Annotated in this window: 15 protein-coding genes; 6 read left to right on the forward strand and 9 right to left on the reverse strand. The window is 65.5% G+C overall.

Features of this window, described 5'->3' with window-relative positions:
- Positions 1-181 precede the first annotated feature (181 nt).
- Complete coding sequence (locus tag AWB94_RS00280; protein ID WP_062655175.1) at positions 182-961, reverse strand: SDR family oxidoreductase; 780 nt, start codon at positions 959-961, stop codon at positions 182-184.
- Between AWB94_RS00280 and AWB94_RS00285 the strand changes: the two genes are divergently transcribed.
- From AWB94_RS00285 to AWB94_RS00295, 3 genes are all read left to right on the forward strand, one after another.
- Entirely contained in the window at positions 939-1,925 is a 987-nt protein-coding gene (locus AWB94_RS00285; protein ID WP_084395005.1) for a helix-turn-helix domain-containing protein, read from the forward strand. The genes AWB94_RS00280 and AWB94_RS00285 overlap by 23 nt on opposite strands.
- Positions 1,926-2,110: 185 nt before the next feature.
- Complete coding sequence (locus AWB94_RS00290) at positions 2,111-2,863, forward strand: alpha/beta hydrolase family protein (RefSeq protein WP_264022476.1); 753 nt, start codon at positions 2,111-2,113, stop codon at positions 2,861-2,863.
- Between the two features lie 11 nt (positions 2,864-2,874).
- Complete coding sequence (locus AWB94_RS00295) at positions 2,875-3,069, forward strand: hypothetical protein (protein WP_062655177.1); 195 nt, start codon at positions 2,875-2,877, stop codon at positions 3,067-3,069.
- Here the strand turns inward: AWB94_RS00295 and AWB94_RS00300 are convergent.
- Positions 3,060-3,704 (reverse strand): TetR/AcrR family transcriptional regulator, encoded by a 645-nt coding sequence (locus tag AWB94_RS00300; RefSeq protein ID WP_064961234.1) that lies wholly within the window; start codon positions 3,702-3,704, stop codon positions 3,060-3,062. The genes AWB94_RS00295 and AWB94_RS00300 overlap by 10 nt on opposite strands.
- A gap of 65 nt (positions 3,705-3,769) precedes the next feature.
- Positions 3,770-4,315, reverse strand: a complete 546-nt coding sequence (locus AWB94_RS00305; protein ID WP_201029486.1) for a TetR/AcrR family transcriptional regulator — start codon at positions 4,313-4,315, stop codon at positions 3,770-3,772.
- Positions 4,316-4,610: 295 nt separating this feature from the next.
- Here AWB94_RS00305 and AWB94_RS00310 point away from each other — a divergent pair, with 295 nt between their 5' ends.
- Together AWB94_RS00310 and AWB94_RS00315 are read left to right on the forward strand one after the other, a co-directional pair.
- Positions 4,611-5,162 carry a VOC family protein gene (locus AWB94_RS00310; RefSeq protein WP_109762003.1) on the forward strand — a complete coding sequence of 184 codons (552 nt, stop codon included), beginning with the start codon at positions 4,611-4,613 and terminating at the stop codon, positions 5,160-5,162.
- A gap of 23 nt (positions 5,163-5,185) precedes the next feature.
- Positions 5,186-6,121, forward strand: a complete 936-nt coding sequence (locus tag AWB94_RS00315) for an amidohydrolase family protein (protein WP_062655180.1) — start codon at positions 5,186-5,188, stop codon at positions 6,119-6,121.
- Between the two features lie 23 nt (positions 6,122-6,144).
- Here AWB94_RS00315 and AWB94_RS00320 read toward each other — a convergent pair whose 3' ends face one another.
- The 6 genes from AWB94_RS00320 to AWB94_RS00345 all read right to left on the reverse strand — a co-directional run bounded on the left by AWB94_RS00320 (position 6,145) and on the right by AWB94_RS00345 (position 11,633).
- Positions 6,145-7,158, reverse strand: a complete 1,014-nt coding sequence (locus tag AWB94_RS00320) for an NADP-dependent oxidoreductase (protein ID WP_062655181.1) — start codon at positions 7,156-7,158, stop codon at positions 6,145-6,147.
- A gap of 144 nt (positions 7,159-7,302) precedes the next feature.
- The gene (locus tag AWB94_RS00325; RefSeq protein WP_201029488.1) at positions 7,303-8,079 is read right to left on the reverse strand and encodes an SDR family oxidoreductase; all 777 of its coding nucleotides are present in this window, start codon (positions 8,077-8,079) and stop codon (positions 7,303-7,305) included.
- Positions 8,080-8,146: 67 nt separating this feature from the next.
- Positions 8,147-9,154 carry an LLM class flavin-dependent oxidoreductase gene (locus tag AWB94_RS00330; RefSeq protein WP_062655183.1) on the reverse strand — a complete coding sequence of 336 codons (1,008 nt, stop codon included), beginning with the start codon at positions 9,152-9,154 and terminating at the stop codon, positions 8,147-8,149.
- Positions 9,155-9,280: 126 nt separating this feature from the next.
- On the reverse strand, positions 9,281-10,024 hold the full coding sequence (locus AWB94_RS00335; RefSeq protein ID WP_062655184.1) for an SDR family oxidoreductase: 744 nt from the start codon (positions 10,022-10,024) through the stop codon (positions 9,281-9,283).
- Positions 10,021-10,779 carry an enoyl-CoA hydratase/isomerase family protein gene (locus tag AWB94_RS00340; protein ID WP_062655185.1) on the reverse strand — a complete coding sequence of 253 codons (759 nt, stop codon included), beginning with the start codon at positions 10,777-10,779 and terminating at the stop codon, positions 10,021-10,023. The genes AWB94_RS00335 and AWB94_RS00340 overlap by 4 nt, the downstream gene beginning before the upstream one ends.
- Before the next feature lie 62 nt (positions 10,780-10,841).
- Entirely contained in the window at positions 10,842-11,633 is a 792-nt protein-coding gene (locus tag AWB94_RS00345; protein ID WP_165605273.1) for a maleylpyruvate isomerase family mycothiol-dependent enzyme, read from the reverse strand.
- A gap of 122 nt (positions 11,634-11,755) precedes the next feature.
- Between AWB94_RS00345 and AWB94_RS00350 the strand changes: the two genes are divergently transcribed.
- Complete coding sequence (locus tag AWB94_RS00350; RefSeq protein WP_201029490.1) at positions 11,756-12,658, forward strand: LysR family transcriptional regulator; 903 nt, start codon at positions 11,756-11,758, stop codon at positions 12,656-12,658.
- The last annotated feature ends 70 nt before the right edge of the window (positions 12,659-12,728 follow it).

Raw genomic sequence — 12,728 nt, forward strand, 5'->3', positions numbered from 1 at the left:
GGTCGAAGAACGTTCCGATCGGCTGGGGGCGGGGGACGGCACGCTGCCACGGGTAGTGGTGGGCACGCTCGAAGCCGGCGTGGCCGGCTCTTGGGGCGAGCCGGAACTACACCCAGCCCCACCAATCACGACAGCAACGGCCACAACAGCGGTGAGAAGTATGTTCGTCTGCACAGTTGCCTCAGCGAGTCGTGTAGCCGCCGTTGGCGAGGATGGTCTGCCCGGTGATCCACCATCCGTCACTGACGAGGAATCGGACCAAGGGCACGATGTCGCGCGGATCGGTCAGGCCGGTCTCGGTGTACTTGGACAGGTCGGCCGCGTTCTGGTTGAACTCGGCGGACTCCTTGGTTTCTTGGCCGTAGAAGAACGGTGTCTCCATGGGACCGGGCGCAACCGCATTGACCGAGATCCCGCGGCTGCCAAACTCTTTGGACGCTGCGCGGGTGAAGTGCTCCACAGGGGCTTTCGACCCGGCGTAGATCGAATACAGGCCGGTGTAGGCCGACAACAGGGAGGTGACGAGCGTGACGAGTTTTCCTCGCTCGCCGAGATGCTCACCAGCCTGCTGGATGAAGAACAACGCCGTCTTGGCGTTGATCGCGAAGATCTTGTCGAAATCCTCCTCGGTGATCTCCGGCAGGGGCTTCTTGATGACCATGCCGGTGGTGTTGATCGCGATGTCAATCGACCCCATCGCACCCCTGGCGTCCTGGAACAACGTCGTCACCGCCGCCGCGCCGGTCAGATCGGCCTGCACCAGGTGGGCCTGAGCCCCTGCCGCATTGATTGCCTCGGCAGTCTCCTCGGCGGCACCGCGGGTGGATTCGCTGTTGAAGTGCACCGTGACCGCTCGGGCGCCCTGGGAGGCCAGGTCGCGCGAGATCAACCCGCCCAGATTCTTGGCGCCCCCCGCGACCAGGACGTTCTTGCCGGCAATGCTGTTGACGGTGTCGGGCATCGCTTCCTCTCGTCGATATGCGCACAGGACGCTATCGTGGGGCGAAAGGGGGGACCTCCGAAAAATCGTCGACCTTCGAGAAACTTGGAGCGGGTCAGGGGCGGTCGGATTGCAAGTGTGGGATGGCCATCGGCAACGTAGCGAACGCGTTGTCGTGGCCGAGCGTGGCCTGCGGGTTCACGGCCTGGACTTCCGCTTCGTCGCCGAAACGATCACCTCCCCGACCGACTGGTGCTTTCAAGAGCCGCATCACGTGTTCGTCGTCCATCGGCGCGGCCATCTCACCTCCATGGAGATCGAGTTCGAAGGCGGCCCGTCAGGTCACTGCCTTCCCCGTGTCGGTGACGTGTGGGTCATTCCTGCCGAGCACCGCTACGCGGCCCTCGTCCAAGGAGCCACGGTCGGCTTCTGTGAGATCACCGTGCCGGCGGCGACTTTCGGTGATCGAGAACTCGCACCGCGTGTCGGGTATCCCGACACGTTGCTGCATCGGCTGGTGGAGCGCCTTGCCGGCCAAGCCCATCGCGACGGTGCCGCGGCGACGCTGTTCCGTCAGTCGCTGGTCCAGACGATGCAACTGCACATCTCCGAGCACTACCCCGCCCAGCCACCGCCCGCGCGCGCCGACAACGTGGCACGTCACCTGGATGGACGGGCCCAGCAGATCGTCGTCGACTACCTGCAATCGGAGTTGGATTCCCGCATCGATCTGGACGAACTGGCCGCTTTGGTCGGCATGACGGCGAGTGTGTTTCTGCCTGCGTTCTCGACTGCGTTCGGCACGACCCCTCACCAGTACCTGATCGAGCAGCGAATCGAACGGGCCAAGGCGCTGCTTTGGAGCAGTCGGGCCAGCATCACCGAGATCAGCGCCGGCGTGGGATTCGCCAACCCGAGCCACTTCGCCACGACCTTCAAACAACGCGTCGGCGTCACCCCGACCGCATACCGCCGCAACAGGTAACAGGCTGCTGCCCACCGCACCGAAGTGGTGGTGAGTGACGGGAAGGATCGACGCCGAGGCGCGCGTGAGGGGTAGAAACCCGACGATCCAAGCCCTGGGAGCCCATCGAGATCCCCTACGAGGGCACGACGCTTCCGGGGTACTTCTACAAGGTCGACGATTCCGGGGAACCGCGACCGACGCTCATCTTCCACGGCGGTTTCGATTCGAGCATCGAGGAGCTGTACTACTTCGGCGCCGCAGCGGCCAACCGACGCGGATACAACTGCCTCACCTTCGACGGACCCGGTCAGGGCATGCCGCTTCGGGAGCAGAAGCTGCCCTTCCGGTACGACTGGGAAGCGGTGGTGACTCCTGTCGTCGACTATGCGCTGTCGCGTTCCGACGTGGACGGCGATCGACTCGCAGTACAAGGCATGAGCCTCGGCGGATACCTCGCCGCGCGCGCCGCTGCCTACGAACCGCGGTTCCAGGCGGCCATACTCTACGACGGCGTGTGGAGCCTCTACGACAGCATCCGCGGCGTCCTGTCACTCGAGGCGCTTCGGGCGCTCGACGCCGGGGATTCCGCTGGATTCGACGAGATCGTCACCCAGCAGATGCAGACCAACACACAGCTGCGGTGGACGTTCACCCAGGGCACCTTCTGCTTCGGGTCCGGGTCGCTCTACGAGTTCGTCGATGCGAGCCGGGCGATGACCTTGGATCACACTGTTGTGGAACGCATTACGGCACCGACTCTGGTGATGGAAGCCGACGGTGATCAATTCTTCCGCGGCCAGCCCGAGCAGGTCTTCGACACTCTGCGGTCGCCGAAGACCTTCGTACGCTTCACCGCCGAGGATGGCGCCGAGAACCACTGCCAATCAGGGGCTTTGGCGCACAAGGACGAAGTGGTCTTCAACTGGCTCGACGACATTCTGCTCAAGGCAAACTAGGAGGAGAGCACATGACCGACACGGGAGCCGATCTCGGCGGGCGCCTGCCGCTGATCGATCCGCACACGTTGAGCGGAGAACGCGAGGACCTGCGACTCGCCCATGCCGACGACATCCAGATGTTCTGCAACCACGACCAGAGTGAGTACCTCAGTTGGACCGACGATCGCGGACAACCCGACGTGCTCATTCGGTATCAGGAGTGACGGCGATAACGAGCCATGAACAGCGCCACCGCTTCACGCGCCACGTAATCGCACCGGTCGTCGTCGAGTGCGGAGCTCGAGGAGGCCACCAGCCGACCCAACAGGACCTCGCCGAGGATGACGTCGATGAACTGCGCCGTCGCGAGATCAGGATCGGGGATCTCGAATTCGGGCTCTTCGCTGAGCCGGCACACGTAATCGTGAACGGCGCGTCGAGCAGGCTCCCGCCCGGAGTCCATGAAGCTTTGACCGATTTCGGGGAATCGTGCGCTCTCCCAGATCACCAGCCGCATGAACGCCACCGCCTCTGGCGGTGCCCAAAAGCCGGCGATCGTGCGCCCTATCGTGAACAGGACCTCATCCGCGGGGCGAACCTGCGCAGTCGATTCGATGATCGCGTCGAGCGGCATGCTGGCCCACAGTCGCGCCATCGTCGCGTCGAACAGCGCCTTCTTGTTGGCGAACTGGTTGTACAACGTTCTACGCGCCACCCCGGCCTGCAACGCGATCGCGTCCATGCTGGACTGCTCGTAACCGTGGGCGAGAAAGACTCGGACGGCGGTCTGCAGTATTGCCTCTGTCGTCGACACCGCCTGCGACGGACGAACGGGTGCACCCGCGGCCCTTCGATCCATGGGTCCACGGTACTGCGGGCAGCCCGCCAGGCGATAGAAGCCGGCTCATCTCACACGCTCATCGCTCACCGGTGGTGTTCACCAAGCCGGCGGGTAACGGTCTCGCACGCGAGCCTGGCCGTGGATTGCAGCTCTTGGGCGGACATTCCGCCGCGGCTGAGCACGGCAAGGGACTGCGTGATGCCCACGACGTAGGCCGCGAGATCGTCGAGCAGTTGCTTGTCGGGGTGGGTGTGGTCGAGGGCTGATCTGACTCGAGCGTGTTGCGCGCGCAGCATTTCCCGAACGTGATCCGCCGTCTCCGCCTCCAACGTCGGTGACGAGATGGTCGCCTGTGCGACGAGGCACCCGTCGGGGACGGTGGGGTCGGCGATGCGGTCGAGGACCACGGCGAAGAATGCCTCGACGGCGCCTACCGGGTCGGTGTCGGCGCGCGCGAGTGCGGCGTCGAAGCGCGCCCCGTAGAGCAGCGAATACCGCTGCAGCGCTTGCCGGAACAGTCCATCCTTGCTGACGAAGGTCCCATAGAGCGACCCACGTCCCAGACCGGTCGCCGACGTCAAGTCTTCGAGCGATGCTCCGACGTACCCCTTCTCCCAGAACACCCGCATTGCCTGGTCCAAAACATGATCGACGTCGAACTGCTTACGCCCCGCCACGCGCGCTCACACCCCCTTTCGGGCGTCGAAATTCGCGGCCGCGGACACGATTGCCGCCCATCGCCGTGTACCAGCCTCACGATAACCAAACTTGGACCGATCGGTCAAAGATGTGTTAGCGTTCGAGATCATGGCCGACATTCGTCGATACCTTCTCCGGCCACGTGATCGACGTCGACGGGTTCCACCACCATGCGGTCACCCATCACCTCATTCAGGCCGCCTTCTACCACAGGGAGAAGCATCGATGACGAGCCCGGATCTACGGCCGGCGTCCGCGGCACTGGCGGTCAACCATGTCGGCGTGACCGTGCCCGATGTGTTCGGCGCGATCGACTGGTACGGAGACGTCTTCGGCTTCCGATGCATCATGGGACCGCGGCTGCTCGAACCCGACCATCGTGAAGCCGCCGCGTCCCTCGGCCCTCGGTTCCGCCGCGCCTGGCAGGCGCACCTGTTGTGCGGCAACGGTGTCGGCATCGAACTCTTCCAATTCATCGACCCTCCGGTGCAGCACCGCGACGCCGACGATCCGATCGACTTCACCCGCCGCGGACCGTGGCACCTCTGCCTGACCTATCTCGATGTGGCGCAGGCTGTTGCGCTCATCACCGATGAGGGCGGCACCATGCTCTCGGAACCCACGGCCTTCGTGCCCGGACGTCCTTGGGTGCTCGCCTATTGTGCCGATCCGTGGGGGACGGTGCTCGAGATCATGAGCCACAGCTACGCCGAGGTCTTCTCCAACTGGCCACAGCCCGGCCAAGCCGAACCCCCCATCCTCATCGAACGTCCCTAGCACCAGCTCGAAGGAGCCCACCGATGGCCGCTTCGCCGAACCGAATCGACGTGCACACCCACTTCGTCCCGCCGTTCTGGGGCGAGTCGCTGCCCGAGCATGGTGGCGATCCCTCTGGCTGGACCCTGCCATCGTGGGATCCTGACGGTCACCAGAGATTCATGGCAGACAACGGGATCGCCACCAGCATCCTGTCGCTGACGGCGCCGAGCGTGGTGGGGTGGCCCACCGACGCGCGTCGTGCGATGGCGCGCCGGGTCAACGAGTACAGCACCACGCTCATGACCGAGCAGCCCAAGGTATTCGGCTACTTCGCGACGCTGCCGCTGCCCGACGTCGACGGCGCCGTCGCGGAGGCGTGTTTCGCCCTCGACGAACTCCACGCCGACGGGGTCGTCCTGCTCAGCAGTTACGACAACATGTATCTCGGCGATGCGCGGCTTGCGCCGCTGTGGAGCGCCCTCGACCAGCGGGCCGCAGTGGTGTTCGTCCACCCCGGGCATCCTGTGATCGCAACGCTGCCCGGCGTGCCGGGCCCGCTGGTGGATTATCCCTTCGAGTCGACCCGCACCGCGGTGCACATGGTGTTCAACGGGATTCACGACAAGTACCCGGCCGTGAAGATCGTCCTCTCGCATGCCGGCGGCTTCCTCCCGTATGCCGTGACGCGATTCTGTCTGCTGCAATCGGAACTCGACCCGGACGGCCCTTCGGCGGACGACCTCGAAGCCACATTCAAGCGTTGCTACTTCGATACCGCGCTCTCGTCCAGCGCGTATGCCCTGCCCTGTTTCCTGGCCTTCGCCGATCCGGCACGGATCTTGTACGGCAGCGACTTCCCTTATGCCCCAGCGGCTGTGGGGACACGGTTCACCGAGCTACTCGATGCCGGAGTCGGCGATCGAGCCGCGGCGATCAATCGCGAGAATGCGGTGGCGCTGTTCCCGCGGCTCGCCTGACAATCGGCTCATCCGCCGCCGTCTCAGGCGACGGTCAGCACCAGCTTGCCGCGGAGGTGCCCCTGCTCGGCCCGTTGGTGTGCCGCGGCGGCGTCCTGAAGCGGGAACGACCCGTCGATCGCGATACCCACCGTGCCGTCGTCGAGCAGGCGTCCCAGGTCGCTGAGTTGGGATCCATTGGACCGAACCTGAGTTTGGGACACGGCGACGCCCAGTTCGTGCGCCCGCTCGGCATCGTCGAACCCCAGGAAGCAGGGGAACAGCGCGCCGCCCGGCTTGATCGTTTGAAGGAACCGACTGGTTTCGGGCCCACCGATGGTGTCGAGCACGAGATCGGCGTTTCGCACCATTTCTTCGGGCCGGCTGGTGGTGTAGTCGATGACGTCGTCGGCGCCCAGGCCACGTAGGAACGACTCGTGTCGACCCGAAGCGACGGCGATCACGCGGGCGCCTCTCCATTTCGCGAGTTGCACGGCGATGTGCCCCACTCCGCCGGCGGCGCCGTTGACCATCACCGTCGCGCCGTCGAGGGGTACCGGCTGGTGCGCGTGAGGTTGTAAGGGGTTCTGTTCGGTGTGGCCCAGTTCGATCAGGAACTGCCATGCCGTGAGTCCGGACATGGCCGCGGCGGCGGCGTGTTCGTGACCGATTCCGGCGGGCTTGTGCGCCCAGTGCGCCGCCGGCGCCGATACGTACTCGGCATAGGTCGCGCTCTGGCCGAAGCTGGGGAAGCGCACCATGCCGAACACTTCATCGCCGGGGGAGAAGTCGCCAACATCCTCCGCGACGGATTCGACGACACCCGAGGCGTCCGATCCGGGGATGGCCGGCAGCGGGATCGGTGGGATCAACCCGTCGGGCAGTTGCTTGTGCCGGTAACCGTCGCGCAGATACCAGTCCGGGGGATTGAGGCCGACGGCGTGCACGCGCACGCGCACTTCCCCCGGTTGTAGGTCCGGGATCGGTACGTCCTCGTAGCGAAGGACCTCCGGCCCGCCGAACTGATGAAACCGAACAGCTTTCATCGTCGTGGCCATCTCATCGACTCCTATCAGCCGCCATGCCTCTATCTGTACTGTACAGTGCAGTGCAATGGCGCGAGCTGGTATCGAGTTGACGACGCCCGGCCGGTGGCGCGGTGCGCGGCCGTCATTCGGCAGTCGCCGCACCCCGAAAGGTCGTCAGCCGTCACCCCAGGGGTTCGCTCCGGCATCCCAACGCTGCTGCACATCGGGGTACAGGGTCTGGAGGTGCTGGGGGATTGTCTGCTTGATCGTCCGGGTGAACGCGTCGGTCAGGACCTCTGGTCGCCCCGCTTGTACGGCGTCGAGGGTTTGGGCCGCCACCTCGCCAGGAGGGATCTTGTCGTCACTGACCGTGGCCGTCATGTCCGTATCGATGAATCCTGGATGAACTCCGACGACAAGGGTTCCCGCCCCGCGCATTTCGAGGCGAAGAGCGTTGGTCAATGACCATTCAGCTGCCTTCGATGCACAGTAGGACGCGTTGAAGGGCAAGGAGTAGAAGCTCACCACCGACAGAACATTGACCAAAGCTCCACCGCCGTTGGCTGCCAGTACCGGCGCGAACGCGCGGGCCATCGCCAACGTGCCGAAGTAGTTGGTGTCCATTTCCTTGCGTGCTGCGTCTGGATCCGAGGCTGACAGGAACGGCGACGTGAGCATCAGCCCGGCGTTGTTGATGACGATGGTGGCATCGGTGGCCGTCGACGCAGCCGCGGATACAGCGGCCGCATCGGTGATATCGAGGGCCACGGCGGTGATCCGGCCGTCGTCGACGACGACCGAGTCGGGATTGCGGGCCCCGGCATACACCCGGGCGGCGCCACGTTCCAGCAATGCCGCGACGTAAGCCCGACCCAGACCGCGGTTGGCTCCGGTAACCACCGCCACCGCACCGGTTATCGACACCCCAGCGCCCAATTGCGTTGTGTTCATTTCGTATTCTCCATCTCAATCAACGTTGCTTCGCCCCCGAGGACGGCTCGGATGGTGACCGTGGACGTCATGCGCGACGCGCTGCGGTCATGAAGCGTTCGAGTTCACGCGGTATGTCGGGCCCGGAGGGCTGGAAGTGGACTTCGGTGGCGCCGTCGTCGACGAGTGTGCGGATCGCCGCGGACACTTCGTCGAGGGAGCCGGTCATCGTGTTGCCCGGTAGCAACGCATGGCTGCCTGCTCGCCAAGCCGCGGCGTCGGCGTCGCTCATCTTCAGCAGGTGTCCCTGGTGCACGGCCAAATGGCGTTCCCGCTGGGGGTGTTGGTTGACGACGTCGAGCCACTCCTTGCCACCGGGCATCTGCCGTACCGCCTCCGGGCCCTGCAGGGTCCAGGCGAAATGCAGCTGCACACCCGCCACGACGCCTACCGCATCGCGGACACGGTCATCGGAGACCTTTTCGCCCTCGTCGAGAACCGTGCCCATCACCACCACCACGCGCCGGCCGTATGCCGCTTGCTGCGGTGTGACCGCGAACAGCGACATCATTCCGTCCGCACCGAGCCGACGGGAGATGGCGTCTCCCTTGGGTCCGGTACCGCTCATGATGAGCGGGACACGAAGTGGAACAACACTTTCCCATTCAGTGCCACGGAGCAGCATCCTGATGGGCGCACCTTCCCATTCGGCCGTTTCGCCGGCAAGGAGTTGTTGGTAGGCGGTGATGTAATCCTCCATGTAGGACCACCTCACCGGCGGCTGACCGATGGCGGCTCGGCTGGAGAACCCGGTGCCGAAGGACGTGGTGACCCGGCCCGGGGCCAGCGCGTGCAACGAGACGGTTTGCGCGGCGTTGACGAGGGGGTGGCGTTGAGAGGGGATCAATACACCGGGGCCGAGCCGCAAGGTGGTGGTGGCTTCGGCCGCGCGATGCAACTGGTACCAGACGTCGTCGCCTTGGAACGCGGTGTCGAAGACGTAACCTTGCGCGTAGCCGAGGCTTTCGGCGTACGTGAACAGTTCGGGCACCTTGGATGTCGGGGGCAGCCCGACGCTGAACTCGACTTCGGCCATGATGATCTGCGCGTTTCTGCTGTGCCGTGGCGACCACGGCGGGGATGGTGGGTGTTGTCTGGTTCCGCCGGTCGTTGACAGTGCATTCGGCGTCGAGACGCCGGCGGGTGTGGAACTTCGGGTCGGTTACGCGGCTCCGATCGAACCGCCGCCATCGACGCGCAGAACCTGCCCGGTGATGAAGGCGGCGTCCTCGGAGAGCAGAAAGGCCACTGCCGCCGAGATTTCCCGTGGGGATCCGAATCTCCGCATCGCCACGGCATCGAGGTAGCGCGCCTCACCCTCGGAACCGGGCGGATTGTTGGCGCGGAACAGTTCGGTCTCGGTGGGTCCCGGAGCTACCGCATTGACCGTCACGCCGCTGCGTGCAAGCTCGACGGCCCACGCTCGTGTGCAGAACTCCAACGCCGCCTTGGCCGATCCGTAGGCAGTGCGCTCGGCCATTCCCACGGTGACCAGACTGGTGATGTTGACGATCCGCCCCCAACCCCGGTCCAGCATGCCGGGCATCACCGCTTGGGTGGCCTGAACGGCCAGTCGGACGTTCACGTCGAACACCGCGGCCAGGTCGTCGAGGTCGACTGCTCCCAGGAGCGCCGGGCGCACCAGCCCGACGTTGTTCACCAGGGCGTCGACCGGGCCGGCCGCGAGTATGTCGGTGAATGCGTCAGCGGTCTGGCCACGATCGGCCAAGTCGGCGGTGATGAATGAGCCCGGGAACTCGACCGGGGCGGTGCGTGCGATCCCGACCGGTTGGTGCCCGCGGTCTGCCAGCACCCTGGCAAGTTCCCAACCGATTCCCTTGGAGGCGCCGGTGATGACGACTCTTCGGGATCTGCCGCCGTTGGCGGTGCCGAGTTGCTCGCTCACTGGCGGTAGGCGAGGTCGGCTGCGGTCAGGCCTTCCAGGGCCATGCCATGAGGCACTCCTTCGACGATGCGGCGCAGCAGCTTCTGGTTCAGAGTCTGCTTCTGCAGCGAACGGTACAACCGCGGTTTGGCGGCCAGCATGCGGGCGAGCTCCAATCCGCGTGCGTAGACCCGGTCGTGCTCCACCACTTCGTTGACCACACCCCACTTTTCGGCGGTGATGGCGTCGATCGTCTCACCCGTCCACAGCAGCCACTTCGCCCGCGCAGTACCGGCGATCTCCTCCCACACCACCTGCAGACCGTCGCCTGCGGTGATCCCGAAGGCCGGATGCGGGAAGTCGCCGTAGGTGGCGCGGTCGGAGGCGATGTGCACATCGGTGAGCAGGAGGTATTCCGAATGCACCGTCGCGGGTCCGTTGGCGACGCCGACCACCGGAATGGGCAGGCTGAGCAACCGTTGCAGAACGGCGAGTCCTTCTCGGCGGATCTTTTCCCAGACCAGGGGTTTGAAGATCTCGCCAAGGCTGTCGCCGTCGATGACGTCCATGAACGTGTCGCCGGTGCCGGTCAGGATCATTGCCTGGTTGTCGGTGTCGAGGGCGATCTCTTCCAGGGCCGCGGGCAGGTCTTGGTGAGTCTGGCCGGTGAAGGTGATCGGTTCGCCGTTGGTGTGGAATCGCAATGTGAGGATGCCGTCCTCGGTGCGATCGAAGGACAGGTTCTCGTAGCGGGTGAAGTAAGCGGGATCGGACATGGCAATGCTCCTGTTTCTGAGTTCTGCTGATATGAAGAGGATTTCGACGGCATAGGACCCGGTCAGTAACCGGGAAACAGTGCCAGCATGTCGGCGAGGGTCACGGCGCCCTCGACCGCGATGTCATCGCTGTCGCGGTGCCGCCCGTAGACCAGCCGCAGCACGGCCTCCGCGCTACCACGCACCGCGGCCGAGGGATCGGCAGCGTCGCAGGGCAGCAGGTGCAGCTCGGCGCCGAGGGTCATGCAGTACGTCCGGTCGGGTGAATTCGTGTGCACCGCGAGCTGGTGCGGGGACAGGCGCGCCAGAACGTCGGGTGCGCGGAACCGAGTGGCGACAAGGTCCAGCCGCTGCCACAACAAATCCACCTCGGCCGGCGCAATGGCCGCGGAGGGCTCGAGCGCTACCGCGACGTCCCATCCATGCAGTGACTGCTCGGAGAGCCGGTACCCGGCATACTCCTGCACGGTGAGCAGACCAGCGAAGTAGGGGACGCGAACCGGCTTGTCGACGACATCTCGCAGCAGGTCGCGGTGGGTGGTGTCGGCTTGAATCCACTGGGCGCGCTGCTGGTCGGCCGCCAGGGCATTCCACCGCTCCCACACCGGCCCGGTGTCCCGCGAGGTGGGTGCGGAATCGTCACCGGCCAGCCCTCGCTGCAGCAGAACCGTCCCGATCTCCGCGGCACTGCCCAGATGCGACAGCACCTGCGCGACACTCCAATCGCCGGCGTAGGACGGCGCGTGCAGTTGCGCGTCCGACAAACCGACGACCAGCTCGCGCAAAGTGCGTGAACTGTCGTCGACGGCTGCCAACCAATCCGCCACCGTGGCAGTAGATGCATTCCGGCTCATGACGTTTCCCTTCGACATGCTCCACTCAACAGCGCGACGCGCCGCAATGCCCACGTCGTCGCATTCCGGTTACGTCAGTCGCCATTGGGTGCGCTTATGGCTGCAGGTGGTGTGATGGTCGGGTGGAGATCCGAGAGATGCGCATGTTCATCGCCGTGGTCGAGGAAGGCAGCGTCACCGCGGCTGCGCGCCGCCTGCACATCAGCCAGCCGGCCCTATCGCAGGCAATGGTCGCCCTCGAACGCAGGCTCGGGTTGGAGCTGCTGGTCCGCCACCGCACAGGCGTTGCGCTCACCGACGCCGGCCGCACCCTGCTCACCGAATCACGGGCCGTGCTGGCCCGCCACGACCAAGCCCTGGCCGCGTTGACCCGCCATGACAGCCCCGGCGACGTGCTGCGACTGGGCATACCTCTGGAACTGCCACCTGACCTGCTTCCTGCGGCCCTGGCCAGGCTTGGCGCTGCGCATCCAGAGACACGCGTCCAGGCGCGGCACGCGACGACAGCCGTGCAACTCGACGCGCTGCGCAACGGAGAGCTCGACGTCGGATTGGTACGGGAGCGCCCGACGGGACCCGATCTGGATGCAACGCTGGCCGTCGAGGAACGCTTGGGCGTGTTGTTGGCCCGGACGCGGGCTGAAGCACTGTTGACCGATCGCGGCGTTCGCTTGGAGGCTCTCGCCGGACTGGACTGGGTCGGGTTCCCGCGGTCCGGCAGCCCCGCCTGGTTCGACGAACTCACCGCCATCCTGCGCAGCCACGGGGTAAGCCATGGTTCCGAGGCACCCGCCGGGGAGCCGCTCATCGCCGAGGTCAAGCTGGCATCGGTGACCTCGGGGCGCGCCTTCGCGTTGGCTCCGCCGCACTGGTCGCAACCCATGCCCGACGACGTGAGCTGGTATCCCCTGGTCGGCAGTCCGCTGGTCCGGCGCACCTGGGCGGTGTGGGCTGCCGACTCCAGGCGCCTCGACATCGCCCACTTCGTCGACGCCCTCCAGAACGAGCCAGCTGCCGAGGCTTGACGTCAGCAGGGCCGCGTCGTCTTGCGCCGCGGCGGACCATCTGCAACTATTTTGTTGATCGATCGATAAA

This window comes from Mycolicibacterium canariasense (genome assembly GCF_002101555.1).
Classification (GTDB): domain Bacteria; phylum Actinomycetota; class Actinomycetes; order Mycobacteriales; family Mycobacteriaceae; genus Mycobacterium; species Mycobacterium canariasense.

What these genes read in the sequence shown, in the direction of transcription:
- AWB94_RS00330 (WP_062655183.1), bottom strand. Translation starts at nt 9,154, where the DNA reads ATGGCCGAAGTCGAGTTCAGCGTCGGGCTGCCCCCGACATCCAAGGTG.
- AWB94_RS00315 (WP_062655180.1), top strand. Translation starts at nt 5,186, where the DNA reads ATGGCCGCTTCGCCGAACCGAATCGACGTGCACACCCACTTCGTCCCG.
- AWB94_RS00310 (WP_109762003.1), top strand. Translation starts at nt 4,611, where the DNA reads ATGACGAGCCCGGATCTACGGCCGGCGTCCGCGGCACTGGCGGTCAAC.
- AWB94_RS00280 (WP_062655175.1), bottom strand. Translation starts at nt 961, where the DNA reads ATGCCCGACACCGTCAACAGCATTGCCGGCAAGAACGTCCTGGTCGCG.
- AWB94_RS00305 (WP_201029486.1), bottom strand. Translation starts at nt 4,315, where the DNA reads ATGCGGGTGTTCTGGGAGAAGGGGTACGTCGGAGCATCGCTCGAAGAC.
- AWB94_RS00340 (WP_062655185.1), bottom strand. Translation starts at nt 10,779, where the DNA reads ATGTCCGATCCCGCTTACTTCACCCGCTACGAGAACCTGTCCTTCGAT.
- AWB94_RS00320 (WP_062655181.1), bottom strand. Translation starts at nt 7,158, where the DNA reads ATGGCCACGACGATGAAAGCTGTTCGGTTTCATCAGTTCGGCGGGCCG.
- AWB94_RS00295 (WP_062655177.1), top strand. Translation starts at nt 2,875, where the DNA reads ATGACCGACACGGGAGCCGATCTCGGCGGGCGCCTGCCGCTGATCGAT.
- AWB94_RS00285 (WP_084395005.1), top strand. Translation starts at nt 939, where the DNA reads ATGCTGTTGACGGTGTCGGGCATCGCTTCCTCTCGTCGATATGCGCAC.
- AWB94_RS00300 (WP_064961234.1), bottom strand. Translation starts at nt 3,704, where the DNA reads ATGGATCGAAGGGCCGCGGGTGCACCCGTTCGTCCGTCGCAGGCGGTG.
- AWB94_RS00345 (WP_165605273.1), bottom strand. Translation starts at nt 11,633, where the DNA reads ATGAGCCGGAATGCATCTACTGCCACGGTGGCGGATTGGTTGGCAGCC.
- AWB94_RS00325 (WP_201029488.1), bottom strand. Translation starts at nt 8,079, where the DNA reads ATGAACACAACGCAATTGGGCGCTGGGGTGTCGATAACCGGTGCGGTG.